Genomic DNA, 23,405 nt, shown 5'->3' with positions numbered 1-23,405 from the left:
GCGTAGCGGCGCCCCAGCGCGCCGAAGCCCTGGATGCGGCCGGGAACGTGCTGGCCGACGGGGATTCGGTGGTCCTGATCAAGGATCTGAAGGTCAAGGATGCCGGCCAGGCGCTGAAGCAGGGCACGGTGATCAAGTCGATCCGCCTGACGGACGATCCCGAGGAGATCGACTGCCGCCATGAGGCGATCAGGGGTCTCGTCCTGCGCACCGCGTTTGTCCGGAAGCGCTGAGATGACCGCCCCCTTTCCCATTCGCAAGGCGACCCCGGCCGACCAGCCGCGCATTCACGCGATCCGGATGGGCGTGAGCGAGAACGTGCTCTCCGATCCGTCCAAGGTGACGGACGAAGAGGTTGCCTGGTATCGCGAGCAGGCGATCTTCCTGGTGTCCGAGGAAAGCGGCGAGGTGGTCGGCTTCGCCTGCGCCAATCATCAGAGCGGGCTCGTCTGGGCGCTCTTCATTGATCCTGCGCATGAGGCCGCGGCCATGGTCGGGCGCTGCTCGACGCGGCGCTGGCGGGCTGAGGACGGCCGGCCACACCCAGGCCTGGCTCACCACGGGCGCCGGCACGCGGGCGGAGCGGTTCTATCGCCGCCATGGCTGGCGCGACATGGGCCGCAGCCTCGACGGGGCAGGTCGTGTTCATTAAACGGCTGTAGCTGCACGGTCGGGCAGCGTGGGTTTACCCGCCGCCGTCGCTCGCACCGACATAGCGCTGAACCGTCTCGCGCCATTCGCGGCGCTGGGTTATCGTCAGCAGGGTGCGGTTGATCTTCTCCTTGACCGCGCTGTCATGGGGAAAGGCGAAGGCATAGTCGCGCACGGCCAGCGTTTGCGGCAGCACGACCAGATCCTTCCAGCCATATTCCTTGATCATGTAACCGAGGATCGGGCGCTCGAAGACCAGCGCCTCGACCTCGCCGCGGCGCAAGGCCTTGCTGGCCTGAATCACGAAGGGATAGCTGCGCGCCGTCATCCCTTGCAGGCCGAGCCATTGCTCGCCGACGGTGCCTGCGACCGCGGCGATCCGGGAGCGCGGCAGATCGGCGGGGCCAGTGATGCCGGTCTTGAGCTTGCCGACGACGAAGGAGGACGCCAGCGTCGCCGAAAACAGCGCGATGCAGAAGATGCTGGCGAACATCCAGACCAGCCCGATCGTCCGGCCGCGCCAGGTCAGCGGTGTCTTGTCGCCATAGCCCGTGGTGGTCATCGTCACCGCCGCCCACCAGACGCCGTCGGCGATGCCATAGGCCGGGCGCGGGTCGAAATGCTCGGGATTGCGCCGCCGCTCGAACAGCCAGATCAGCGCACCGACCGTGACCAGCAGGCCAAGCAGGCCCGCGACCGTGATGAGCGACTGCCAGGTGACGATGCTCGCCAATGTCCCGAGCACGCTGCGCTGCGGTTCGACCTTGACCGCGATGCCGAGTCCGGCGGCGAAGTAGGGATGCGAATAGTCGAAGCGCGCTTCGCCCTCCGGCGTGACCGGAAGCGCTGCGACGGCGATGTCGATCTCATTGCGCTCGACCGCGTTCAGCAGTCCGTCGGGATCGTAATCGAACTCGCGCATCTCGAATTCGAGCTTTAACGCGGTTGCGATCTGCTGCCAGAGCTCGATGCTCAGCCCACTCCAGACGCCATCGTCGCCGCGCAGCACGAAGGGCGGCGCCCGCATCGTGCCGATGACGAGCCGGGCCTGAGGCACCGAAGGCTCGGGCTGACTCGGCGTCTGCGCCAGCGCGCCGCCGCAGCCCAGCCAGAACAGTATCGCAACTGCGAGCAGATATGCAGGCCATGCACGTATCGTGGTGGATGGCTGGCGCAGGCTCATCGCGATCCGGCCTGAAGGGGGACATAACCGGCGCGCTGGATCAGCGCCTGCCCGGCCTGGCCTGCGCACGAGTCGATGAAGGCGCGGGCGGTTGACGACACGGCCCCCGCGACGCCGAAGAACAGCATACGGCCGAGCGGATAGGCGCCGTTCCGCAGCGTTTCGGGGGTCGGCGCGACCGCAGCCGAACCGGCGGCGCCGAGTGCGACGAGCCTGATCCGGTTGCCGGCATTGCGCACCGCGCCGAGGCTGGTGTAGCCGATCGCGTCCGGCCGCGCCGCCACCTCGGTGACGATAGCCTCGTTCGTGGCGAGCTTCTGGGCGCCGGGCGTTTCCGCCGCGCCGCCGAGAACGCGGTCGGTGAAAAGCGTGGCGGTGCCAGAGCCGGCGGCCCGGCCGAAGACGAGGACGGGACGATCGGCACCGCCGAGATCGCGCCAGTTGGCGACTTCGCCGGTGAAGACAGCCTTGAGCCGGTCGAGCGAGAGCGCCGACAACGGGTTCGCGCCATTGACGATGACCGCGATGCCGTCAATCGCTAGGTCGGAAATCGCCAGATCGATGCCACGCGTCGCCGCGAAGTCGCGCTCCTTGTCCGAGAGCGGGCGCGAGGTCATGCCGATATCGATCATGCCGTTCAGCAGGGCCGCGACGCCATCACCGGAGCCGCCGCCGCGCACGACGATATCGGCCTGCGGATTGCGCGCCATGAAGGCCTCGGCGCAGGCTGTCACGAGCGGGCGCATCGTTTCCGAGCCGAGGATCTGCAACGAGCCGGAATCCTGGGCGGCGTCGCGGCCGTCGTCCAACAGGTAGACCGCAGCCAGTGCGGCGATTGCAAGCAGCGGCAGGGCCAGGAAAGCGGCGCGCCTGAGCGTGCGGAGGTCTTGGCTTGCCGTCATCTGCGCAAGTCCAGGCTCTGGCGAGGCAGGGCGCATCGCGCCTGCGACACGGCGAAAAGCGAAACGGGCGGCCCGATGATGAGCCGCCCGCCTTGTCGTTGCCTGGATCAGGCCGGGACCGCAGCTCCGAAACTGCCCGCGTTGCGCACCTGTTCGCCGGCGGTGGCCGCAGCCGGCACCGAACGCGAGACCGATTTGCGCTCGGAGTCGATCCGCTCGATCAGGTAGAAGGCGCGCTCGGCGCTGCCGAGCAGGGCGAGAATCGCGCCACGCTCGACCCAGGGAAGCTCCGCGCCCAGGCGCAGGCAGCGCTCGCGCAGTTCGAGCAGGCCCTTGAGGCGCGGTTCCGCGTCGGCGACGACCGGCGGGTTGACCTGGTCGATCGGGATGATCGCGCGCAGCGCGTCGGCGACCTGGTCGACGACCGTGTCGACGAGGCCCCGGCCGATCTCGCCGAAGGGCTGGCGCTCGATCCGGCGGGCGATCTGGTAGAGCGTCTCGCCGAGGCTCGCGGTCTGATCCTCTTCCTCGATCAGGCTCGCGACGAGATCAGCCCGGGCATAGGACATATCGGCCTTGAACATGCCCGAGGTGTAGGAACGGATCTCGCGGTTGAGGATGTCGATCGCGGCGTAGTGCTCCTCGATCTTGTCGGGCGCGTCGGGCGCGCCCTTGGCGATGTCGAGGAACTTGCGGGCGGCCTCGAGATAACGCCCGGTCTCGCGCTGCACGGCGGGAACGGCCGTGGCTGGGTCGCCGGCCGCGGCAGCTGTGAGATATATCGGCTGGGTGTAGTCTTCCTGCTCGTTCGTCGCGGTCGCGCCGACCTTCATCAAAACCCGTTCGAAGATCCCAAGGAAGGGAAAGAGCAGGGCGGCGTTGAAGATGTTGAAGAAGGTCGAGTAGAGCCCGATCGCCACGGGGATAAGCGGGAAGGTCTCCTTGCCGCCGACAATGACGGCCTTGCCCGGATCGCCGCCGAACCACTGCATCGCCCAGGTCAGAATATCCATCGAGACGAAGAACAAGGGTATCGTGATGGCGACGCCGATAATGTTGAAGGAAATATGGAAGTAGGCCGCTCGTTTGGCGTTCTTGGTCAGGTTGAGGGAGGCCATCCAGGAGGTGATGGTGGTGCCCAGATCCGCGCCGAGCGAGAAGGCGACGGCCGTCTTCCAGTCGAGGATGCCGGCGGCGCCGAGACCCATCACGATACCGATCGTCGCCGATGAGGAGTGGATCATCGCGGTGATGCCGGCCGCGATCAACACGCAGTAGAGCAAGCCGAGATAGCTGTCAGCCTTGAGCGACGAGATCACGCCCATGACTTCCGGCATGGCGCGCAGCGGGCGCAGGCCGCCGGTCATCAGGTTGAGCCCGTAGAAGATCAGCGCGAAACCCATGCAGGCGAGCGCGATGTTCTTCACCTTGTCGGTCTTGGCGAAGATATGCAGCAACGCGAAGATGCCGGCGAGGAACAGGCCGAGCGGTCCGAGCGGCAACGCAATCAGGCCATTGCCGAGCGTGGTGCCGATATTGGCGCCCATGATCACGCTGATGGCCGGTCTCAGGCCGATGACGCCGGCATTGACGAGGCCGACGACCATGACGGTCATGGCCGTGCTCGACTGGATGACGCCGGTGATGAAGGTGCCGGCCATCACGCCCTTGACCGGGGTGCCGGCGATCTTGGCCAGCAGCGCCCGCATCTTGTTGACCGCGAGGTTCTGGATGCCGTTGCTCATGAATTCGAGGCCGAGCATGAAGATGCCCAATCCTCCGACCACCGGTACGATGACCTGCGTGAAAATATCGATCTGCATCCTGCCGCCCCCTGGAAAAATCTAACGACTTTAGTCGTTGGACTGCGACGGCTCTGTGACTGCCGGTGGTAGCGCTAGATAGAGCCGGGATTTTTGCGGATTTGCCCTGACGCCATCGGCCCTATGCGCAACCGCAATGGCGCGGGCATTGAAGCACGTGCCGCAGTGCAACATCTTGCGCGTCACCGAACGCTCCCGTTCCGACAGAGGTTGCCATGACCACGATCGCCATCGTTTTCCATTCCGGCTACGGCCACACCAAGAAGGTCGCCGAGCATGTCGAGACGGGCGCGGCTTCGACCGGCGCCAAGGTCGAGCTCATCGCCATCGACGCCGAAGGCAACCTGCCCGACAGCGCCTGGGAGACCATCAAGGCCGCCGACGGCATCATCTTCGGTTCGCCGACCTATATGGGCGGCCCGTCCTGGCAGTTCAAAAAATTCGCCGACGCCTCCAGCAAGCCCTGGTACAGCGGCGAGTGGAAGGGCAAGGTTGCGGCCGGTTTCTCCAACTCGGCTTCGCTGAACGGCGACAAATTCTCGACCATCCAGTACTTCATCACGCTCGCCATGCAGCACAAGCTGCTCTGGACCGGCACCGGCATGATGCCGGCCAGCGCCAAGGCGAACACCCGCGACGACCTCAACCGGCTCGGCGGCTTCTCGGGCCTGCTCACTGCCTCGCCTGGCGATGGCAGCATCGAGGAGATGATCCCGGGTGACCTGAAGACGGCCGAGGCCTTCGGCAAGAACGTCGCCGAGGTGGTCAAGAGCGTGAAGGGCTGAGTGGAGCGTTTTCGAGCGAAGTGGACACCGGTTCGCGTGAAGAAAACGTGTCAAATCATCCCCAGAGTCCCTAACAGCCTCTTGAGCTGTTGAACGATCCAATGGGATCGGCAACCGCTCTGGCCCGGCTTCTCCAGCCGGGCACAACAGCTTTGCCGAAAGGGCCGTGATCCCGACCGGGGCGCGGCCCTTGTTTCGTCTGGCCGATGGTTGTTGACTTGCTCTCCTGACCCGGCGCGGCGCCAAGCCGCTGCAGCCGGGCGAAAGCGGCCTCGTGAGAGGGCCGGTCATCCAAGGGAGACGCGCCATGACTCTGACACGCCGTACCATGCTGGGCTCCGGTGGAGCCGCCGCCACTCTTGCTGCCAGTGCCGTGCAGGCACAGCCTGTCGCCACCGTAAAGACCCCCTTCGCGGTTGCGCAGACGACGATCCCGATCGTCGGATCGCAGGATCTCTTCCCGGTTCGGCGGATTTACTGCATCGGGCGCAACTACGCCGCCCATGCCCGCGAGATGGGCTCCGACCCGACGCGTGAGCCGCCCTTCTTCTTCCAGAAGCCGACCGACGCGATCCAGCTCGTCAAGCCCGGCGAGGTCGCCGACCATCCCTATCCCTCGCTGACCAAGAACTATCATTACGAGGTCGAGCTCGTCGCCGCGCTGAAGTCGGGCGGGCGCAACATCCCGATCGACAAGGCGCTCGACCATGTCTTCGGCTATGCGCTCGGCCTCGACATGACGCGGCGCGATCTGCAGCGCGCCTCGGGCGACGAGAAGAAGCCCTGGGAGATCGGCAAGAGCTTTGACAACTCGGCCCCGATCGGCCCGATCCATCCTGTCGGCACGGTCGAGCACTTCACCAAGGGCGCGATCTCGCTTTCCGTGAACGGCACGGTGAAACAGAACTCAAACCTGAGCCACATGATCTGGTCGGTGGCCGAGCAGATCTCGAAGCTGTCGGAAGCCTTCGAGCTCAAGGCCGGCGACATCATCTATTCCGGTACGCCCGAGAATGTCGGCCCCGTCGTCAAGGGCGACGTGATCCTGTGCAAGCTCGACGGCCTGCCGGATGTGTCGATCAAGATCATCTGAGGGGCCGCAGCTTTTGGGTGCTGGCGCCGGGCGTTACCCTCGGAACCGTGCCGTCATCCTGGACAAACCGCGCAAGCGGCACAGCTCCGGGATCCATCGGAGGGCACTGCGCTCTCCGATGGATCCCGGTACGACCTGCGGTCGCCCAGGATGACGGCGCGGTTCCGAGCCAAGACAAGTTGGCAGGCGCAAGGAAGGCGTAGGGCCGCAGCCTATTCCCGCCTGAGCGCTTCGATCGGGTCGAGCCGCTCGGCTTTGAGCGCCGGGTGGAAGCCGAAGAAGACGCCGATCATTCCGGAGACGCCGACCGCGATCAGGATCGTCTCGATCGAGACGACGGATGGCCAGCCGGCGAAATTCGCGATCGTCACGACGACGCGGCGATGTCGAAATGGAAGACCTTGGCGATGATGCGCCACTGCCCGTCGAGCCTGACGAAGCTCAGCAGGTCGGTGAAGCGCTTCTCGCCGATCGCGCATTCGACCCGCGCCAGCGCCGTGACCGGACCGGCGAATTCGATCGACAGGATGCGGTCGCGTCTCTCTTCGCCACGGCTCGCCGGAGAGGGCCGGCCCGCGACCATGGGCAGATAGGCGTCCATCGTCAGATGGGTGAGCCTGCCCTCGCTGGCGCAGGCATAGATAGCCTGCTCGTGGAAAACGCGGCCGAGTTCGGCCGCGTCGCTGTGGTAGAGGCCGTCGAAATAGCGGCCCAGGTTTTCGGCGATCTCGGAGAAGCGCGGGTCCATTGCGCTTACTGGACCAGGCCTTCGGCGCGCATCGCCTGCTGAACCGATTCGCGAGCCGCCACGCGGCTCATGAAGGCTTGAAGCCTCGGCCATGGCTCCAGCGCGATCTCGACATGGCCGCCCCAGTTCACCACGGTGAAGAGGTAGGCGTCGGCGACGCTGAAGTCCTTGCCAAGCAGATGGTCGCGGCCGTCCGAGAGCGTCTTCTCGACATGATCGAGGCGTCGGGCGACCATGGCGCGGGCGTCGCGCTTGCCGTCCTCGCTGGTGGTGGGGCGAAACAGCGGCGCAAAGGCCTTGTGCAACTCGGTGGCGACGAAATTGAGCTCCTCCTGCAGCCGCGCCCGGGCGAAGGTGCCGGCTTTGGGGGCGAGATCGGCATCGGGAGCAAGGTCGGCGATGAACTGGACGATGGCCGCGCCTTCGGTCAGCACCGCGCCGTCGTCGAGCTGCAGGGCGGGCACGTAGCCCTTCGGGTTGACGGTTGCAAAGGCCTTGCCCGTTTCCGTGGTGCCGGCCTTGGTGTCGACCTTCTCGATGGTGAAGGGCAGCCCGGCCTCGCGCAGCGCGATATGGGGGGAAAGCGAGCAGGCGCCGGGGGAATAATAGAGCTTCATGTCCGTCGGTCTCCGTGTTGGCAGTGTGGCGGAGTTAGGCGGAGTCGATAACCTTTGTATACGTAATAACTTGTTGCAACCGAATTTTCAGGTATCATTCCGGTAACCGGAGCTTTGCTGCCATGGCCTTGAAAATTCGACGGAATCGCGCGCCAAAGCCGCCGCAGACCTGCGATATCGGGACCTGCATGCAGATCCTCGGCGGAGCCTGGACGCCAAATGTGGTTTGGCTCTTGAGCGGCGGCCCGCGCCGTTTCGGCGAGCTCAGGCGCGACATTCCGCTAATCTCCGCGAAGATGCTGAGTGCAAGGTTGCGGGCGCTGGAGGAGAAGGGCGTGGTGGCGCGCCGGGTCGTGCCGAGTTCGCCGCCTTCGGTCGAGTACAAGCTGACTGCGTTGGGCGAGGAACTGATGCCGGCGATCCAGGCGATCGCAGGCGTGGGCGTCAAGCTGAAGGCGCAGGCGCTTGCAGCAGCGCAGGCGGCCTGAGCCTATTCGCGCCTGAGCGCCTCGATGGGGTCGAGCCGCGCCGCCTGGCGCGCCGGGTAGAAGCCGAAGAAGACGCCGATCATCCCGGAGACGCCGACCGCGATCAGGATCGTCTCGATCGAGACGACAGATGGCCAGCCGGCGAAATTCGCTATGGTCAGCGCCGCTGCTATGCCGAGCGCGATCCCGACCGCGCCGCCGATCGTCGCCAATGTGGTCGCCTCGATCAGGAACTGCGCCAGCACGTCGCGCTGGCGCGCGCCGACGGCGAGCCTGAGCCCGATCTCGCGGGTACGCTCCGTGACCGAGACCAGCATGATGTTCATGATGCCGATGCCGCCGACCAGGAGCGAGACGGCGGCGACCGCCGCGAGCAGCCAGGACAGCGTGTTGGCGGCGGCGGTGGCGGTGTTGGCGATCTCGGTCAGGTTGCGGATGATGAAGTCGTCATCCTGCTCCTCGGCGAGGCGGTGGCGCTGGCGCAGCAAGGCGCGCATCTGCTCGATGCCGGGATCGATCGCCTGCTCGTTGGCGAATTTCACCATCACCGTCTGGACCGAGGCGTCGCGGGCGTAGTTGCGCCCGACGATGCGGCGACGCCCGGTGTCGAGCGGCACGAAGATGACGTCGTCCTGGTCCTGGCCGAGCGCCGACTGGCCCTTGCCCGCCATCACGCCGATGACCTTGAAGGGCACGTTGCGGATGCGGAACTGCTGGTCGAGCGGGTTCACCTCGCCGAAAAGGTTCTTCGCCACCGTCTGGCCGATGACGGCGACGATCCCGCCGCGGCGCAATTCCTCCGGCTCGAACAGACGCCCCTCCGCGATATCCCATTCGCGCGCGGTGAAGAAATCGAGATCGGTCGCGGTGATCTGTGTCGACCAGTTCGTGCCGGCGAAGACGGCCTGAGCGCGGGTGACGAGAATGGGGGCGGCGGCCACGACGTCGTCGACCTCGCGGATGATGGCGCGAGCGTCCTCATCCGTCAGCGTCGAGGAGGCGCCGGCGCCCAGCCTGACGCCGCCTTGCGTGACATTGCCGGACTGGATGATCGCGAGATTGGCGCCGAGCGACTTGATCTGCGCGGTGACGCGCTCGCGTGCGCCCGAGCCGATCGCGACCATGGCGATGACGGCAGCGACGCCGATGATGATGCCGAGCATGGTCAGCGCCGAGCGCAAGGCATTGGCGCCGATGGCCGAGAGCGCCGAACGGATCGCTTCGATCAGGCTCATGCCGCGGCCTCGGTTGCCGATGGGACGCTCTCCAGAGCCGCGAGGGCGGTGCGAGCGTCGGCCGCCTCCTGCCTTTCGTCGGACAGCAGATGACCGTCGCGGAAGCGGATGACGCGGCGAGCGTGACGCGCCACCTCCGCGTCATGGGTGACGATGACGACGGTGACGCCCTCGCGGTTGAGATCCTGGAACAGGCCGAGGATTTCGAGTGCGGTGCGGCTGTCGAGCGCGCCGGTCGGCTCGTCAGCGAGCAGCAGGCGCGGCTGGTTGACCAGAGCGCGGGCGATGGCGACGCGCTGCTGCTGACCGCCTGAGAGCTGCATCGGCCGGTGATGGGCGCGGTCTGCCAGGCCGACGCGGTCGAGCGCGGCGAGCGCGCGCGCCTTGCGTGTCCGGCCGTCGATCCCGGCATAGACCATCGGCAATTCGACATTGGCGCAGGCGTCGACACGCGGCAGCAGGTTGAACTGCTGGAAGACGAAGCCGAGCTTGCGGTTGCGCAGTTCGGCCAGGCCGTCGCTGGAGAGCGTCTCGACCGCGACGCCGTCGAGCCGGTAATGCCCGCCAGTCGGCCGGTCGAGGCAGCCGATCAGGTTCATGAAGGTCGATTTGCCCGATCCCGACGGGCCCATGACCGCGACGAGGTCGCCGGTCTCGATTGCGAGCGAGACGCGGTCGAGCGCGGTGACGCGACCGGAATCGAGGTCGTAGACCCGGGAGAGCTCTTGCGCTTCGATCAAGGGCATGACGGGCTCCTCGTCATGCTCGCCCCTGTGGCGAGCATCCACGTCTTGAACGCGTCCCTCGACCAGCGAAGACGTGGATGGTCGGGACGGGCCCGACCATGACGGTGAGCCCGTGCTCGAGACCTTGGAACGGCAGTAGCCATCAGAACAACCGCGGGCCGCGCGCCGGCGGACCGCCGGTGGGGGCTGCGGGGCCTGCCGGGCGCGGGCCGCCGCCGATGATGACCTGCGTCGCGTCCTTGATGTCGCCCGCGAGGATCTCGGTATAGGCACCGTCGGTCGGCCCCAGCATGATGGCGACCGCCTTGGGCTGGCCCTCAGCATCGAGCGTGTAGACCCGGCCCGGAGTGCCTGTTTGCTGCGGGCTCGGGCGGCCCTCCCGCATCAGCGCCTCGAATTTCGCGCGACGCTCGGGGTCGAGCACGGCGGCGACCTTCTTGATCATCTCGATGCGGGCGGTGCGGAAGGCGGCGCGGCGCTCCTCCTCGGAAAGGCCGGCCAGCGCCTCGCGCCCGCCGCGCCGCTCCTGGAAGATCGCGGCGATGGCCTGCTTCTGCTCAGGCGTGGGTTGGATATCGGCTTCGATGCGCTCGCGCAGGGCGGCAGCGCTGCGATTGCCGCCGCCCGCCTGCTGGCTCTCGGCGGCCACGGGCAGCACGACCGGCGCGGGGCCTTGGGCCACGCCGACGGGGCGGAAGCGCAAAGCCGCATTGGGCGCGCGCAGGACGTTATCGCGGTCTTCGGTGACCACCTGGAGATTGGCGGTCATGCCGGGCAGCAGCGCCATGTCGCTGTTGGCGACGCGGACGACACCGGTATAGGTGACGACGTTCTGGATCGTCTGCGCGCCGAGCCGGACCATTTCGACGCGGCCCTCGAAGGTGCGGTTGGGATAGGCGTTGACGGTGAAGCTGACCGCCTGGCCAACCTTCAGGCGGCCGACATCGGCCTCGTCGATATTGGCGTAGATGTCGATGACGCGCAGATCCTGCGCGATCAGGAACAAGGTCGGTGTCGAGAGCGAGGCCGCGACGGTCTGGCCGAGATCGACCTGGCGCTGGACCACGACACCATCGACCGGCGAGCGGATATCGGTGCGCTCCAGATCGATCAGGATGTCCCTGAGCTTGGCGTCGCGCTGCGAGATCGCCGCCTCGCCCGACTGGACCTGGCCCTCGGCCAACAGGATGTCGGCGTCGAGCCCGTTGAGCTCCGCCTTGGCGGAGGCGATCTGCGCCTCGCAGGAGGCGAGCGTCGCCATTTGGACCTCGACCTGCGTGCGCGCCGTGTCGAGGTTCTGCTGCGAGCCGGCCTTGCGCGAGAACAATTCGTTCTGGCGCTCGAAGGTGCGCCTGGCGTCTGCGAGCTGGGCTGCGGTGCGGTTGCGCTGGGCTTCGAGATCGCTGATCGTCGAATTGGCCCTGATCCGCGTCGAGCGCGCCCGGTCGAGCTGGGCGCGCTTGACCATGAGGTCGGCCCTGGCTTGCGAAACATCGGCCTGGGCTGCGTCGCGGCGGGTCTTGATCTGGTCGCTGTTCAATCGCGCAACGACCTGGCCGGCCTTCACCTGCGAATTATAATCGGCGAGAATTTCGACGATCTGGCCCGAGAGCTGCGAGCCGACGAGGACGGTGGTGACCGGGGTCAGCGTGCCGGTCGCGCGCACGGCGGCGGTGATCCGGCCGCGATCGAGCGCGGCCGTACGGTAAGCGGCGTCGTTCGCCGAGCCCCCGGTCGGACGCAAGGTCCAGTAGCCGGCTGCGATGGCGAGCACCGCCAGTCCCGATCCGATCAGCCACTTGCGCAAAACCGTTCCCCGATCCGGCGCAGCTCCGAGAATGGGCGCGCACTTGATCACAGAATGCCAGAATCGTGCGGCTTTCGCGAGTTAACTTCCGGCAATGTTGCGCACGGTCACTCAGGCCGTCCGCGCTTCCCGGGTCATGGCCAGCAGGTCGCGCAAGGTGGTGATCGTCGAGGCGTCGGCGACGCCGTCGACCTTCTCCGGCCGCCAATGGCGCTGGAAGGCTGCAACCACCGCCTCGAGGGCTTCATCGAAGACGCCGTCGACCGTCACGCCATAGCCCAGCATCGCAAACATCGCCTGCAGCGCCTCGACCGGCTGGCCGCTTTCGCCGCGCGCCAGGAAACGGCCGCTGCGGATCGGTGCGGGTTCCGCCCAGGCGCCGACGCCGCCTTCGGCGAAATAGCGCCAGGGGAATTTCTCGCCGGGGTCGATCTTGCGGCCAGGCGCGATGTCGGAATGAGCGAGCACGCGCTCGGGCGGGATGGCCCAGCGTTCGCAGATGTCGCGGCAGAGGTTGAGGGTCGCGCCGATCTGCTCGGGCGGGAAATCGGGCAAGCCGCCGGGATGGCCGGGATTGGCAATCTCGATGCCGATCGAGCAGGAATTGATGTCGGTCTCGCCGGCCCAATGCGAGGCCCCGGCATGCCAGGCGCGGCGCTCCTCCGGCACGAGCTGCAGCGTGTGGCCGTTCTCGAAGACGAAATAATGCGACGAGACCTGCGAGACCGGGTTGCACAGCCATTGCAGCGCCTCGCCGGCGTCGCTCATGCCGGTGTAGTGCAGGATCAGCATGTCCGGGCGGCGGGCAGGGGCGTCATCGCCCGCACCATTGCCGCCCGGCTTGCGTTCGCCATGGTTCGGAGACGGAAAAATCTTGGCCGCGAAGCGGCTGTCGGGATGGGCGGTCTGGTTCATGCTGGGTTCTCTCAGGCCGGCTCGCGCGGGCGCTTGGTCGCCAGGTTCTTGGCCGCCAAGCTCTTGGCCGCCAAGCCGCGTTCCGCCTCGATCGTATCCCAGGCGGCGTTGATCGCGGCGAGGCGGCGTGTGGCGATCGTCACCGCCTCCTCGGGCAGGCCGCGCGCGATCTCGCGGTCGGGATGGGTCTGCGCGACCAGCTTGCGATAATGCTGCTTCAAGGCGGCATCGTTCATCTCGCGGGTTGCGCCCAGCACCAGATAAGGGTCGTCGGGCCGGCGCATATGGCGGGCCTCGATGCGGGCGAAACCGGCCTCGGTGATGCCGAAGATCGTAGCGACGTCGCGCAGATAGGCGTGCTCGTCCTGATGGATCGCGCCATCGGCCGCCGCGATCAGGAACAGCCCGTCGAGGACGTCCTCGAGCAAGGCAGGCTCGTCGCGGAAGGCCTCCGCGATCTGTGTCGCGTAGGCCTCGAAGCCGGCGCTCGTATGTTTGGCGAGATCGAACAGGCTTTCGATGCGGGCCTGCTGGTCGGGCGGTACGATGACGATGCGCCGGAAGGCGGCGATCTCGTCGCGCGTCACGACGCCGTCCGAGCGCGCCATCTTGGCCGCGAGCGCGACCAACCCGGTGGTGAAGACGAGCTCGCGCGGGGCCGGCCCGAACGGCGCGCCCTCCCTGTCGATCAGGACATGGCCGGCGACAGCGCCGATCAGCGCGCCGAGCGGGCCGCCGAGCGCAAGACCGAGGCCGCCACCGCTCAGCGCCCCCCAGAATGACGAAACCATGATGCGGGCGACTCCCGGCCTGACCTGGTGGATGAGGATAGTGACGAAGGGCCGCGTCGGACAGGCCAGCTTGGCTCGGGAAGGTGCTGTCGGCGATATTTTTTCGCCGTGACGTCGCCCGAGAGGCGATTTCGCCACCCCGGCCGGGAAATGCGTCCTCAATGGGGCAATGTCTTCGGTCGAAGCTGTCGTTGCGTCAGAGCAACCGAAGGTTGCTCGTTCTTGATTCGTTTACATGCCGAATACTGTGGTAGCAAATATCGAATAATTTCCTGTTGATGAGCCTCAAGCACAGTTTTGTTTTATCTCGGGTCAGATTATAGTCACATTTACTGATCATTTGCCTCTGCCCTTCAGCCATGTTCCAGCATGAAGGGTACAATTGATCATGCGATATACCACAAGCGCCGCCGCCATTTTCGCGATTTGCCTCATCGGATTTCAGCCTGCCAGGGCTGAATCGGTCAATGACGAAAAGGATGCGCTGGCGTTCATTGTGAGGGACGCCGAGATCGCTCGCGAGAAGGCTGCCGCGCAGGGTGGGCACGAGACCGCGAAGACAGAAAAGGCCTCGCAGGCACGGCTTGCCCGTTCCGGGAAGACGGCGACGCGCGCAGTCCCTGCGCTGGCCGCGCCGGCCGGTTCCGAAGGCCTCAAGGCGCTGGTCGCGCGCCATGCCGCGGCCAATGGCGTGCCGTTCGCGCTGGCCGATGCCGTGGTGCGGATCGAGAGCCGCTACAATCCCCGCGCCAGCAATGCCGGCAATTACGGCTTGATGCAGATCCGCCACCAGACTGCGCGCGGCCTGGGCTATACCGGCGGGGCCGGTGGCCTGCTCGATGCCGACACCAATGCACGCTTTGCGATGAAATATCTGGCTCAGGCCTATCGCCTTGCCGGCGGCGACACCTGCAAGACCGTCATGAAATATCAGAGTGGCCACATGACCGAGCGGATGAGCGGCGCCAACCGGACCTATTGCGCCAAGGTCCGCACCATCAGCGCCCATAGCTGAGCCGCAGCCCGGCCGGCTTGACGCGGCGCGTCCAAGCGCGCACTAGCGACCCGCCAGTCGGCCGGACGGCCGCTCCCGTTCGCGGGGGAGGGAAAGTCCGGGCTCCACGGAAACACGGTGCCGGATAACGTCCGGCGGGGGCGACCCCAGGGAAAGCGCCACAGAGATCGAACCGCCTTCTGCCAAGCGCTTCGGCGCCTTGGTGCGAAGGTAAGGGTGAAAAGGTGCGGTAAGAGCGCACCGCGGACCCGGCAACGGGGACGGCATGGCAAGCCCCACCGGGAGCAAAACCGAATAGGGACGATGCTTCCCGCGCAAGCGGGGAGGGGCCTGTTTCTGGGCCTTGTCGTCCGGGTTGGTTGCTCGAGGCGTGCAGCAATGTGCGTCCCAGAGGAATGGCCGTCACGTCGGGGGAGCGATCCTCCGGCCATCCAGAACCCGGCTTATAGGCCGACTGGCAATTCTACTCCGGTGGCCGGCTGAAGCGATGCCCTGCACTTCCGGTGCTCACGGACAAAACGTCCGCTCCGCTCCGGTTCTCGGGCACCGCTCCATCCGGCTCACCGGAGCGAATTGTACCGCGCCTTTGCCTCGACGATCACGCGACCTTCAGCTCGACGTCGATATTGCCCTTGGTCGCGTGCGAGTAGGGGCAGACGATATGGGCCTTCTGGACCAGATCTTCGGCCACAGCCTTGTCGATGCCCGGTATCGAGATGGTCAGCTTGACCGCGATGCCGAAGCCGGCGCCGTCATCGCGCGGACCGATGCCGACATCGGCGCTGACGCGGGCGTCCTCGGGAATCTTCACCTTTTCCTTGCCGGCGACGAATTTCAGCGCGCCGAGGAAGCAGGCGGAATAGCCGAGCGAGAACAATTGCTCGGGATTGGTGCCGTTGCCGCCGCCGCCGCCGAGTTCCTTGGGCGTGTTGAGCACGACATCGACATTGCCGCTGTCGGTGGCGGCCTTGCCCTCGCGGCCTCCGGTGGCGGAACCATGAGCGGTGTAGAGGATTTTCATCGGGGATCTCCTTGGAATGCGTTCGATCTCTTGCGTTGCCTATTTAAGTAGTGCACAATTTAATTGTCAACAATCTATATTGGCCGATCGCGCGGAGTTGATTGCGTCGCGGGCGGCCTTCGGGTTGAAGCTGAGGCGGGCAGGGGTTTGGGGTGAGATGGACAGGATCAGCGATGCGGACCGGCCGATGCCGCGATTGGAGGAGCAATTGTGCTTCGCGGTCTATCTCGCGGGCCATGCCTTCAACCGTGTGTATCGCTCGGTGCTGGCCGAGCTCGGCCTGACCTATCCGCAATATCTGGCCATGCTCGTGCTGTGGGAATGTGACGGGTTGACGGTGAAGGCGATGGGCGAGCGGCTCATGCTCGATTCCGGCACGTTGACGCCATTGCTGAAGCGACTGGAGGCCGCCGGCCTGATCCGCCGCGAGCGCGACCGCGAGGATGAGCGGCAGGTGCGGCTATACCTGACGGCGCAGGGCGAGAGCCTGCGCGAGAAGGGACGCTGTGTGCCCGACAGCATGGCGCGCGCGCTCGGCGGCGCAGTGGACTCCAGGGATCGGCTGCTGGAGCAGTTGAACGCCTTGCGCGATGCGCTGCTTGCGGCGACCGAGCCGGCCTGAGGCGCAACAGAGGCCCCGAAATTATTTCGCAGGGGCTGCCGCCCGTGCGGCTGACGCATGGTCGCCGCGGAGGCGGTTTCGGCACCAATCCGCGCGTGCTTACGGATACTTAACCTTAACGGGCTGTGATGGGGCGAAGCATCGGCAGGCACCTGTCGGTGCATACGATTCCATTGACGCCCATAAGAACCCATGCTATCCCAAATCATCCCGTCGAAGCAGACAGGCGACAGTCAGGTCAAGCTCCGTGTGCCGCGCGGATTTCGGCCCGCCCTCGCGCTTTGCCTGCTTCGACGGGGTGTCATGATCCCGGCCGTCGCCGAGCCGGGCATGCATGTGAAGAGCAGGCCGGGAGGCGGCGTTGACAGACCGCTTCGTCTCGAACTTCACCAATCGGCTCGACGCCAAAGGGCGCGTGTCCATCCCCGCGAGTTTCCGAACGATCCTGGCGAAGGACGGCTACGAGGGGCTTTACGTCCACCGCACGCTGGACCTGCCGGCGCTGGATGCGGGCGGCCACGCATTGCGGGCGACGATCGACGATATCCTGGCGCGCTTCTCGCCCTTCTCGGACGAATGGGAATTGCTGTCGACGGCTCTGAACGGCGCCTCGGAGGTGCTGAAAGTCGATCCGGAGGGACGCATCATGCTCAGCGAGGCGCTGAAGACGCATGCCGGCATCGGCGATGCGGTGACCTTCGTCGGCCACGGCCACAAGTTCCAACTCTGGGAGTCCACCCGCTTCGAGGCTCATCTGGAGGCGGCGCGGACGCGGCTGCGCGACGTCAAGCGCAGCTTGGGAGCGTCATTGCCTGCTCCAGCCACTTCGGGGGCGGGGACATGAGGGGGCGTCGCAGGCCAGACGACGTCGCGGTCGATACGGGTGCCCGCCATGTGCCGGTGCTGCTGGCCGAGGTTCTGCAGGCGCTCGCACTGCAGCCGGGCGGCCGCTATCTCGACGGCACTTTCGGGGCTGGCGGCTATGCCCGCGCCCTGCTCGAAGCGGCGCCCGGGGCGACCCTTCTGGGGCTCGACCGTGATCCGACCGCGATCGCGGGCGGGGCGGATCTCGTCGCCGAGATGGCTGGTCGGCTGACCTTGTCGCAGGCGCGCTTCGGCGAGCTCGCCGAGGAGGCGCAGCGCTTCCAGATGGCGCCGCTCGACGGCGTGGTGCTCGATATCGGCGTGTCCTCCATGCAGATCGATCAGGCTGAGCGCGGCTTCTCGTTTCGCTTCGACGGGCCGCTCGACATGCGCATGGGGCGCGAGGGCCAAAGCGCTGCCGACATCCTCAACGAGACCGAAGAAGGGCTGCTCGCCAACATCTTCTATCACTATGGCGAGGAGCGGCGCTCGCGCGCCGTGGCGCGCGCCGTGGTCGAGGCGCGGCGCAAGGAGCCGCTGACGACGACAAAGCAGCTTGCCGATCTTGTCGCCGGCATCGTCTGGACCGAGCCCGGCGGAGCGCATCCCGCGACGCGGGTGTTCCAGGCCTTGCGCATTGCGGTCAATGACGAGCTCGGGGAGCTGGTCAAGGCGCTGCACGCCGCCGAAGCCGTGCTCAAGCCCGGCGGGCGGCTGGTCGTGGTGACCTTCCACTCGCTGGAGGATCGCATCGTCAAGCAGTTCATGGCGGCGCGTTCGGGCCGTAGCCCTGCGGGCTCGCGCCACGCGCCCGTGGTCGCCATCGCCGAGCCGACCTTCAGACTCGTCTCGAAGGGGGCGGTCGCACCGACGGATGCCGAGATGCGGCTCAACCCGCGGGCACGCTCGGCCAAGCTGCGCGCGGCGGAGCGGCTGACCACTGTCGCGCGTGCCGCCGAGCCCGATCTGGTGGCGCTTGCCGAAGTGCCCGACCCACAGCCGCGCCGGAGGCCCTGAGCGTGATCAAGCTGCTCCATGTCGTCGCCATCGGCGCGCTCGTCTCCTCGGCGCTCTATGCCTACACGATCAAATACGGCACCACTCTGGAGGCCGAGCAATTGCAGAAGATCAAGAGCAAGGCGCAGCGCGAGCGCGATGCCATCGCCGTGCTCAAGGCCGAATGGCAGTTCCTCACCCGGCCCGACCGCTTGCAGACGCTGGCCGACCGCCATCTCGATCTGCAGCCTTTCTCGGTAACGCAGGTCGTGCGTGCCTCCGATATTCCCAATCGCGGCCCCAAGGTCGACGCCATCGGCCGCAAGCTTGAGGATCTCGGGCTCGGCCTGCCGACCGAGACCCCCAGGGATCGCAAGGCGAGCGCAACCACTCCCGGAGGCAGGCCATGAGCGTTGAGACGACCTCCGAGCCTGGCGCCGAAGCGCCGCCGCCGGCGCGCCGGCTCTTCAGCTTCCTGCGCGACGTCTTCCGCATGAGCGGCGAGAAGAGCCAGCCGCGCGTCGGCCTGGTGATCCTCGCCTTCTCCGCGCTGTTCCTCGCCATCACCGGCCGGCTCGTCATGCTGGCGACGCTGCCCGGCGAGCAGGTCGGCCTGCGCCGGGCCACCGCGAATGCGATCTCCGCCGCGCGGCCCGATATCCTCGACCGCAATGGCGTTGTGCTGGCGACCGATATCAGGACGGTTTCGGTCTTTGCCGAGCCGCGAAATATCCTCGACAAGGACGAAGCGACGGAGCTCCTGACCGCCGTCCTGCCCGATCTCGACGCCAAGGAGCTGCGCGAGAAGCTCGGCACCAAGAAGGGCTTCGTCTGGGTCAAGCGCGAGATCACGCCGCGTCAGCAGGCGGAGGTCCACCGGCTCGGCATTCCAGGCGTCGGCTTCGTGCCCGAGAACAAGCGCGTCTATCCCAACGGGCCGGCTGCCGCCCATGTGCTGGGCTTCGCCAGCATCGACAATGTCGGCATTGCCGGCATCGAGAAATACATCGACACGCAGGGCCTGCAGGATCTGTACGGGGCGGGGCTCGCGACGCAGGCCTCCGACCTGAAGCCGGTGACGCTCTCGGTCGATCTGCGTGTCCAGCACCTGCTGCGCGACGAAATGGTCAAGGGCATGGAGCGGTTCAAGGCGATCGCCGCCGCTGGCGCCATCCTGGACGTCAACACCGGCGAGGTGCTGGGGCTGGTCTCGCTGCCGGATTTCGACCCGGGCAATCCGGTCGATGCGCTCGAGAAGGACCGGATCAACCGGATGAATGTCGGCGTCTACGAGATGGGCTCGACCTTCAAGGCGCTGACCATCGCGATGGCGCTGGATTCAGGCAAGGCCAACATCAATTCGAGCTACTCGACCGCGGGCGGGATGATGCGCTTCGGCCGGCAGGTCATCAAGGAATACCATGGCACGGGGCGCACGCTGACGGTGCCGGAGGTGTTCGTGCATTCCTCGAACATGGGTTCGATCAAGATGGCGCTCTCCGTCGGCGTCGAGGGCCACAAGGCCTTCCTGAAGAAGATGATGCAGCTCGACCGGATGACGACGGAGCTGCCCGAGAGCGCCGCTCCGATCGTTCCGAGCCGCTGGGGCGAGATCAACACGGCGACGATCGCCTTCGGTCACGGGCTCGCGGTCGCGCCGCTCCAGGCGATGGCGGCGGTGGGCGCGCTGGTCAATGGCGGCACCTTCATCACTCCGACTTTCCTGAAGCGTTCCGAAGAGGACGCAAGGAAGACCGGCGTGCGCGTGATCAAGCCGGAGACCTCGGAAGCGATGCGCTTCATCATGCGGCTCAACGGCGAGAGAGGCTCGGCCCGCAAGGCCGACGTCGCCGGCTACTTCGTCGGCGGCAAGACCGGAACGGCCGAGAAGGTCATCAACGGGCGCTATGCCAAGAACCGCAACTTCACCACCTTTACGGCGATCGCTCCCTCCGACAAACCGAAATACCTGTTCCTTGCGATCTATGACGAGCCCAAGGGCTATGCCGAAAGCGGCGGCTACTCGACGGCTGCATGGAACGCCGGCGTCACCACCGGCAGGGTCATCGAGCGCGCTGCGCCGATCCTCGGCCTCGCGCCGCGCTTCGAGCCTCCGATCGCACCGTTCCCGCTGATGGCGAAGCTCGGCGCCTGGGGCAGTCGCTGATAGCATGGCAGGGCGATTGTTGTTGTGGGCAGGCAGGGCTTTGGCCGAGCGATGAATGCGCGAAACTGGAGCCTCGGCCAACTCTTTCCCGGAGCCTTTCCGGCCGACGCGGATCGCAGCGTAACGGGTGTCGTCTTCGACAGCCGCAAGGCCGCGCCCGGCGCGGTCTTCGTGGCACTCGCCGGGGCCAAGGCTGACGGTGCGCGCTTCATCGCGGACGCGGTCGCGCGCGGTGCGACCGCCATCGTCTCGGGCCAGCCCAGGCCGCAGGATCTCGACGGCGCGATCGTCTTCGCACAGGTCGGCGATCCGCGCCTGGCCTTGTCGCTGGCGGCTGCGGTCGTCCATCCGCGCCAGCCCGCAACCATCGTCGCGGTGACGGGCACGAGCGGCAAATCCTCGGTCGCCGACTTCACCCGCCAGATCTTCCAGGTGCTCGGCCATGAGGCGGCTAGCCTCGGCACGGTCGGCATCGTCACCTCCAAGGGCTCGAAATACGGCTCGCTGACGACGCCCGATCCGCTGTCGCTACATGCCTCGCTCGACAAGCTCGCCGGCGAGGGCATCACGCATCTGGCGATGGAAGCCTCCTCGCATGGGCTCGACCAGCGCCGGCTCGACGGGGTGCGGCTTGCTGCCGGCGCCTATCTCAATCTCGGCCGCGACCATCTCGACTATCACCCGACCGTGGAGGACTATCTCGACGCCAAGCTGCGGCTCTGGGACCTGCTGCCCGCTGGCGCGCCGGTCGTGATCAATCGCGACGGCGCATTTGCCGACAAGGCGTCGGCCGCCGCTGTGGCGAAGGGCCACCCCATCATCGGCGTCGGCTGCGCTGGCGAGACGCTGACATTGCTGGAAGTGCTGCGGGAGGGCTTTTCGCAGCGCCTTCAGGTCCGGGCGCAGGGCCGGGAGATCGAGGTCGTGCTGCCGCTGGTCGGCGATTTCATGGCCGGGAATGCGCTGGTCGCCGCCGGGCTCGCTGTCGCGGCAGGTGAGGCGCCGGAGGCCGCGCTCAACGCGTTGTCGGGCCTCGTCGGCGTGCCGGGACGGCTCGAACGCGTCGGCTCGCTGAAGGGCGGGCTCGCCGTCGTCGATTTCGCCCATAAGCCCGACGCGCTGGAGGCCGTGCTTGCGACCTTGCGGCCCTATGCGGCGGGGCGTCTGATCTGCGTTTTCGGCTGCGGTGGCGATCGCGACCGTGGCAAGCGGCCTGTGATGGGCCAGATTGCGGCCGATCTCGCCGATCTGGCGATCGTGACCGACGACAATCCGCGCACCGAGGATCCGGGAGCGATCCGAGCCGAGATCCTTGCGGCCTCGCCCAAGCTGACAGAGATCGGCGACAGGGCGAAGGCCATTCGCCACGCTGTCGGCTTGCTGGGAACCGGCGATGTCCTCGTCGTAGCCGGAAAAGGCCATGAAACCGGCCAGATCATCGGCGACCGGACATTGCCGTTCTCGGATCAGGACGTAGTGCGGGCGGCGATTGCGGAGATGGATCAATGAGCGCGCCCTTGTGGAGCGGAGACCGCCTGGTCGCGGCCATGGGCGCGCGGCTTGCCGGGGCGACGCCGGCCGCCGTGACCGGGGCCTCGATCGACACCCGCACGCTAGAGCCGGGCGACGCCTTCTTCGCCATCCAGGGGGAGGCGCGCGACGGCCATGAGTTCGTCGCAGGCGCGCTCGCGAAAGGTGCCGCGCTCGCGGTGATCGACGAGGCGCATGCCGCACGATTCAGCGGCGAGGGGCCTTACGCCGTGGTGCCCGACGTGCTGCGGGCGATGGAGCTGGCCGGCGCAGCGCGCCGGGCCGAACTCAAGGCTCAGGTCGTCGCGGTGACAGGCTCCGTCGGCAAGACCGGCACCAAGGAGGCGCTGCGGCTCGTCCTGTCGCGTCAGGGCAAGACGCATGCGCCGGTCGCCTCCTACAACAATCACTGGGGCGTGCCACTGACTTTATGTCGCACACCGGCCGATGTCGCCTATGGCGTCTATGAGATCGGCATGAGCAACCCCGGCGAAATCCTGCCGTTGGCCCGGCTCGTGCGCCCGCATGTCGCGATCATCACGACGATCCAGCCGGTGCATCTGGCGGCCTTCGCCTCGCTTGAAGGCATCGCCGAGGAAAAGGCCTCGGTGTTCTGGGCGCTGGAGCCCGGCGGCACCGCCATCATCAACGCCGACATCCCGCAGACTGAGCTTTTGCGCAGTCTCGCCAAGGCCGGCCCGGCCGGGCGCATCATCAGCTTCGGCGAGAGCATGGATGCCGATGTCAGGCTGGTTTCCTGTGCGCTGAAGCCCGATGTCTCCACGGTGGATGCCGTCGTGATGGGCCAGCCGGTCACCTATCGGCTCGGCAGCCCGGGCAAGCATATCGTGCTGAATTCGCTCGCGGTTCTCGCAGCCGTCACGGCGCTTGGCGCCGATCTCGCCTTGGCGGCGCTGGCGCTGGGCGATCTCAAGCCGCCGGCCGGCCGAGGCGCAAGGCAGATCCTGCAAGGGCCGGGCGGGGCCTTCGCGCTGATCGACGAGAGCTATAACGGCAACCCGGCCTCGATGCGGGCGGCGATCGAGAATCTCGGCCGCATGCCGGTGTCCGGGCGCGGCCGGCGCGTTGCCGTGCTGGGTGACATGCTGGAGCTCGGGCCGAGCGGGCCCGAGCTCCACAAGGGCCTGGCCGAGGTCGTCCTCGGCAACGGCGTCGACAAGGTTTTCGCCTGTGGTCCATTGATGCGCGGGCTCTACGACAGCTTGCCATCCACCCTCAGGGGTGCTTATGCCGCCCAGTCGAGCGGGCTTGAGCCGCTCGTACTGGATGCGATCAGGGCCGGCGACGTCGTCACGGTCAAGGGGTCACTAGGTTCGCGCATGGGGCCGATCGTGAAGGCGATCGTGGCGCGTTTCCCGACCCTGCAGGCCGATGAATAGAACAAG

Annotated in this window: 24 protein-coding genes, 1 other RNA gene and 1 pseudogene; 14 read left to right on the top strand and 12 right to left on the bottom strand. The window is 66.7% G+C overall.

The features are described 5' to 3' along the window. Positions 1 to 26: 26 nt before the first annotated feature. Together BHK69_RS25370 and BHK69_RS33265 are read left to right on the top strand one after the other, a co-directional pair. Positions 27 to 233: pseudogene (locus tag BHK69_RS25370) on the top strand (alkylphosphonate utilization protein); the annotation flags it as partial. Positions 234 to 475: 242 nt separating this feature from the next. Next, the gene (locus tag BHK69_RS33265) at positions 476 to 652 is read left to right on the top strand and encodes a hypothetical protein (RefSeq protein WP_244548321.1); all 177 of its coding nucleotides are present in this window, start codon (positions 476 to 478) and stop codon (positions 650 to 652) included. A 33-nt stretch (positions 653 to 685) separates the two neighbouring features. Here BHK69_RS33265 and BHK69_RS25365 read toward each other — a convergent pair whose 3' ends face one another. The 3 genes from BHK69_RS25365 to BHK69_RS25355 all read right to left on the bottom strand — a co-directional run bounded on the left by BHK69_RS25365 (position 686) and on the right by BHK69_RS25355 (position 4,559). Continuing rightward, positions 686 to 1,834 (bottom strand): transporter substrate-binding domain-containing protein, encoded by a 1,149-nt coding sequence (locus BHK69_RS25365; protein WP_083269671.1) that lies wholly within the window; start codon positions 1,832 to 1,834, stop codon positions 686 to 688. After that, complete coding sequence (locus BHK69_RS25360; protein ID WP_069692530.1) at positions 1,831 to 2,736, bottom strand: phosphate ABC transporter substrate-binding protein; 906 nt, start codon at positions 2,734 to 2,736, stop codon at positions 1,831 to 1,833. The genes BHK69_RS25365 and BHK69_RS25360 overlap by 4 nt, the downstream gene beginning before the upstream one ends. A gap of 107 nt (positions 2,737 to 2,843) precedes the next feature. Continuing rightward, entirely contained in the window at positions 2,844 to 4,559 is a 1,716-nt protein-coding gene (locus BHK69_RS25355) for a Na/Pi cotransporter family protein (protein WP_069692529.1), read from the bottom strand. Between the two features lie 215 nt (positions 4,560 to 4,774). Between BHK69_RS25355 and BHK69_RS25350 the strand changes: the two genes are divergently transcribed. Next, positions 4,775 to 5,344 carry a flavodoxin family protein gene (locus tag BHK69_RS25350; protein WP_069692528.1) on the top strand — a complete coding sequence of 190 codons (570 nt, stop codon included), beginning with the start codon at positions 4,775 to 4,777 and terminating at the stop codon, positions 5,342 to 5,344. Between the two features lie 307 nt (positions 5,345 to 5,651). Beyond that, positions 5,652 to 6,437, top strand: coding sequence for a fumarylacetoacetate hydrolase family protein (locus BHK69_RS25345; RefSeq protein WP_069692527.1), 786 nt, complete (start codon positions 5,652 to 5,654; stop codon positions 6,435 to 6,437). 212 nt (positions 6,438 to 6,649) lie between these two features. Here the strand turns inward: BHK69_RS25345 and BHK69_RS32750 are convergent, their stop codons facing one another. The 3 genes from BHK69_RS32750 to gstA are packed head-to-tail and all read right to left on the bottom strand — an operon-like array spanning position 6,650 to position 7,802. Further along, positions 6,650 to 6,808, bottom strand: coding sequence for an ABC transporter permease (locus BHK69_RS32750; protein WP_158516272.1), 159 nt, complete (start codon positions 6,806 to 6,808; stop codon positions 6,650 to 6,652). Then, on the bottom strand, positions 6,805 to 7,185 hold the full coding sequence (locus tag BHK69_RS25340) for a nuclear transport factor 2 family protein (RefSeq protein ID WP_069692526.1): 381 nt from the start codon (positions 7,183 to 7,185) through the stop codon (positions 6,805 to 6,807). The genes BHK69_RS32750 and BHK69_RS25340 overlap by 4 nt, the downstream gene beginning before the upstream one ends. A gap of 5 nt (positions 7,186 to 7,190) precedes the next feature. Further along, positions 7,191 to 7,802: a glutathione transferase GstA gene (gstA, locus tag BHK69_RS25335; RefSeq protein ID WP_069692525.1), complete on the bottom strand. Its 612-nt coding sequence runs from the start codon at positions 7,800 to 7,802 to the stop codon at positions 7,191 to 7,193. A 221-nt stretch (positions 7,803 to 8,023) separates the two neighbouring features. Here gstA and BHK69_RS25330 point away from each other — a divergent pair, with 221 nt between their 5' ends. Beyond that, positions 8,024 to 8,290 (top strand): winged helix-turn-helix transcriptional regulator, encoded by a 267-nt coding sequence (locus tag BHK69_RS25330; protein WP_244548320.1) that lies wholly within the window; start codon positions 8,024 to 8,026, stop codon positions 8,288 to 8,290. Positions 8,291 to 8,292: 2 nt separating this feature from the next. Here the strand turns inward: BHK69_RS25330 and BHK69_RS25325 are convergent, their stop codons facing one another. The 5 genes from BHK69_RS25325 to BHK69_RS25305 form a co-directional block, all read right to left on the bottom strand. Then, a complete protein-coding gene (locus BHK69_RS25325; RefSeq protein WP_069692523.1) occupies positions 8,293 to 9,525 on the bottom strand; it encodes an ABC transporter permease in 1,233 nt (410 codons plus the stop codon). After that, the gene (locus tag BHK69_RS25320; protein WP_083269669.1) at positions 9,522 to 10,271 is read right to left on the bottom strand and encodes an ABC transporter ATP-binding protein; all 750 of its coding nucleotides are present in this window, start codon (positions 10,269 to 10,271) and stop codon (positions 9,522 to 9,524) included. Before BHK69_RS25320 ends, BHK69_RS25325 begins: the two co-directional genes overlap by 4 nt. Positions 10,272 to 10,413: 142 nt before the next feature. Next, positions 10,414 to 12,078, bottom strand: coding sequence for an efflux RND transporter periplasmic adaptor subunit (locus BHK69_RS25315; RefSeq protein WP_069692522.1), 1,665 nt, complete (start codon positions 12,076 to 12,078; stop codon positions 10,414 to 10,416). A gap of 111 nt (positions 12,079 to 12,189) precedes the next feature. After that, complete coding sequence (locus BHK69_RS25310; RefSeq protein WP_069692521.1) at positions 12,190 to 12,993, bottom strand: N-acetylmuramoyl-L-alanine amidase; 804 nt, start codon at positions 12,991 to 12,993, stop codon at positions 12,190 to 12,192. Between the two features lie 11 nt (positions 12,994 to 13,004). Continuing rightward, entirely contained in the window at positions 13,005 to 13,784 is a 780-nt protein-coding gene (locus tag BHK69_RS25305; RefSeq protein ID WP_069692520.1) for a J domain-containing protein, read from the bottom strand. A 388-nt stretch (positions 13,785 to 14,172) separates the two neighbouring features. Here BHK69_RS25305 and BHK69_RS25300 point away from each other — a divergent pair, with 388 nt between their 5' ends. Beyond that, positions 14,173 to 14,799 (top strand): lytic transglycosylase domain-containing protein, encoded by a 627-nt coding sequence (locus tag BHK69_RS25300; protein WP_083269902.1) that lies wholly within the window; start codon positions 14,173 to 14,175, stop codon positions 14,797 to 14,799. A gap of 53 nt (positions 14,800 to 14,852) precedes the next feature. Next, positions 14,853 to 15,261, top strand: an RNA gene (gene rnpB / locus BHK69_RS25295) — RNase P RNA component class A. A gap of 136 nt (positions 15,262 to 15,397) precedes the next feature. Here rnpB and BHK69_RS25290 read toward each other — a convergent pair. Continuing rightward, entirely contained in the window at positions 15,398 to 15,820 is a 423-nt protein-coding gene (locus BHK69_RS25290; RefSeq protein WP_069692518.1) for an organic hydroperoxide resistance protein, read from the bottom strand. A 157-nt stretch (positions 15,821 to 15,977) separates the two neighbouring features. Between BHK69_RS25290 and BHK69_RS25285 the strand changes: the two genes are divergently transcribed. The 7 genes from BHK69_RS25285 to BHK69_RS25255 all read left to right on the top strand — a co-directional run bounded on the left by BHK69_RS25285 (position 15,978) and on the right by BHK69_RS25255 (position 23,399). Continuing rightward, positions 15,978 to 16,442: a MarR family winged helix-turn-helix transcriptional regulator gene (locus tag BHK69_RS25285; protein ID WP_069692517.1), complete on the top strand. Its 465-nt coding sequence runs from the start codon at positions 15,978 to 15,980 to the stop codon at positions 16,440 to 16,442. Between the two features lie 361 nt (positions 16,443 to 16,803). Beyond that, positions 16,804 to 17,286: a division/cell wall cluster transcriptional repressor MraZ gene (locus BHK69_RS25280; protein WP_069692516.1), complete on the top strand. Its 483-nt coding sequence runs from the start codon at positions 16,804 to 16,806 to the stop codon at positions 17,284 to 17,286. Continuing rightward, a complete protein-coding gene (gene rsmH / locus BHK69_RS25275; protein ID WP_069692515.1) occupies positions 17,283 to 18,323 on the top strand; it encodes a 16S rRNA (cytosine(1402)-N(4))-methyltransferase RsmH in 1,041 nt (346 codons plus the stop codon). Before BHK69_RS25280 ends, rsmH begins: the two co-directional genes overlap by 4 nt. Before the next feature lie 2 nt (positions 18,324 to 18,325). Continuing rightward, positions 18,326 to 18,712: a cell division protein FtsL gene (gene ftsL, locus BHK69_RS25270; protein ID WP_069692514.1), complete on the top strand. Its 387-nt coding sequence runs from the start codon at positions 18,326 to 18,328 to the stop codon at positions 18,710 to 18,712. Beyond that, positions 18,709 to 20,469, top strand: coding sequence for a peptidoglycan D,D-transpeptidase FtsI family protein (locus BHK69_RS25265; protein ID WP_069692513.1), 1,761 nt, complete (start codon positions 18,709 to 18,711; stop codon positions 20,467 to 20,469). Before ftsL ends, BHK69_RS25265 begins: the two co-directional genes overlap by 4 nt. Positions 20,470 to 20,520: 51 nt before the next feature. Further along, positions 20,521 to 21,978 (top strand): UDP-N-acetylmuramoyl-L-alanyl-D-glutamate--2,6-diaminopimelate ligase, encoded by a 1,458-nt coding sequence (locus BHK69_RS25260; RefSeq protein WP_069692512.1) that lies wholly within the window; start codon positions 20,521 to 20,523, stop codon positions 21,976 to 21,978. Further along, the gene (locus BHK69_RS25255) at positions 21,975 to 23,399 is read left to right on the top strand and encodes a UDP-N-acetylmuramoylalanyl-D-glutamyl-2,6-diaminopimelate--D-alanyl-D-alanine ligase (RefSeq protein ID WP_069692511.1); all 1,425 of its coding nucleotides are present in this window, start codon (positions 21,975 to 21,977) and stop codon (positions 23,397 to 23,399) included. Before BHK69_RS25260 ends, BHK69_RS25255 begins: the two co-directional genes overlap by 4 nt. The last annotated feature ends 6 nt before the right edge of the window (positions 23,400 to 23,405 follow it).

Source organism: Bosea vaviloviae (genome assembly GCF_001741865.1).
Lineage (GTDB): Bacteria > Pseudomonadota > Alphaproteobacteria > Rhizobiales > Beijerinckiaceae > Allobosea > Allobosea vaviloviae.
Note: the sequence above shows the minus strand (reverse complement) of the source record. Positions and strands in the feature narration are given on the sequence as shown.

Bases quoted from the DNA above. Each gene is read 5' to 3' on its own strand.
- BHK69_RS33265 (WP_244548321.1), top strand. From the start codon at position 476: ATGAGGCCGCGGCCATGGTCGGGCGCTGCTCGACGCGGCGCTGGCGGG.
- BHK69_RS25345 (WP_069692527.1), top strand. From the start codon at position 5,652: ATGACTCTGACACGCCGTACCATGCTGGGCTCCGGTGGAGCCGCCGCC.
- BHK69_RS25365 (WP_083269671.1), bottom strand. From the start codon at position 1,834: ATGAGCCTGCGCCAGCCATCCACCACGATACGTGCATGGCCTGCATAT.
- rsmH (WP_069692515.1), top strand. From the start codon at position 17,283: ATGAGGGGGCGTCGCAGGCCAGACGACGTCGCGGTCGATACGGGTGCC.
- BHK69_RS25265 (WP_069692513.1), top strand. From the start codon at position 18,709: ATGAGCGTTGAGACGACCTCCGAGCCTGGCGCCGAAGCGCCGCCGCCG.
- BHK69_RS25310 (WP_069692521.1), bottom strand. From the start codon at position 12,993: ATGAACCAGACCGCCCATCCCGACAGCCGCTTCGCGGCCAAGATTTTT.
- gstA (WP_069692525.1), bottom strand. From the start codon at position 7,802: ATGAAGCTCTATTATTCCCCCGGCGCCTGCTCGCTTTCCCCCCATATC.
- BHK69_RS25360 (WP_069692530.1), bottom strand. From the start codon at position 2,736: ATGACGGCAAGCCAAGACCTCCGCACGCTCAGGCGCGCCGCTTTCCTG.
- BHK69_RS25285 (WP_069692517.1), top strand. From the start codon at position 15,978: ATGGACAGGATCAGCGATGCGGACCGGCCGATGCCGCGATTGGAGGAG.
- BHK69_RS25300 (WP_083269902.1), top strand. From the start codon at position 14,173: ATGCGATATACCACAAGCGCCGCCGCCATTTTCGCGATTTGCCTCATC.
- BHK69_RS25260 (WP_069692512.1), top strand. From the start codon at position 20,521: ATGAATGCGCGAAACTGGAGCCTCGGCCAACTCTTTCCCGGAGCCTTT.
- BHK69_RS25325 (WP_069692523.1), bottom strand. From the start codon at position 9,525: ATGAGCCTGATCGAAGCGATCCGTTCGGCGCTCTCGGCCATCGGCGCC.
- BHK69_RS25255 (WP_069692511.1), top strand. From the start codon at position 21,975: ATGAGCGCGCCCTTGTGGAGCGGAGACCGCCTGGTCGCGGCCATGGGC.
- BHK69_RS25305 (WP_069692520.1), bottom strand. From the start codon at position 13,784: ATGGTTTCGTCATTCTGGGGGGCGCTGAGCGGTGGCGGCCTCGGTCTT.
- BHK69_RS25340 (WP_069692526.1), bottom strand. From the start codon at position 7,185: ATGGACCCGCGCTTCTCCGAGATCGCCGAAAACCTGGGCCGCTATTTC.
- BHK69_RS25350 (WP_069692528.1), top strand. From the start codon at position 4,775: ATGACCACGATCGCCATCGTTTTCCATTCCGGCTACGGCCACACCAAG.
- BHK69_RS25355 (WP_069692529.1), bottom strand. From the start codon at position 4,559: ATGCAGATCGATATTTTCACGCAGGTCATCGTACCGGTGGTCGGAGGA.
- BHK69_RS25290 (WP_069692518.1), bottom strand. From the start codon at position 15,820: ATGAAAATCCTCTACACCGCTCATGGTTCCGCCACCGGAGGCCGCGAG.
- BHK69_RS25320 (WP_083269669.1), bottom strand. From the start codon at position 10,271: ATGCCCTTGATCGAAGCGCAAGAGCTCTCCCGGGTCTACGACCTCGAT.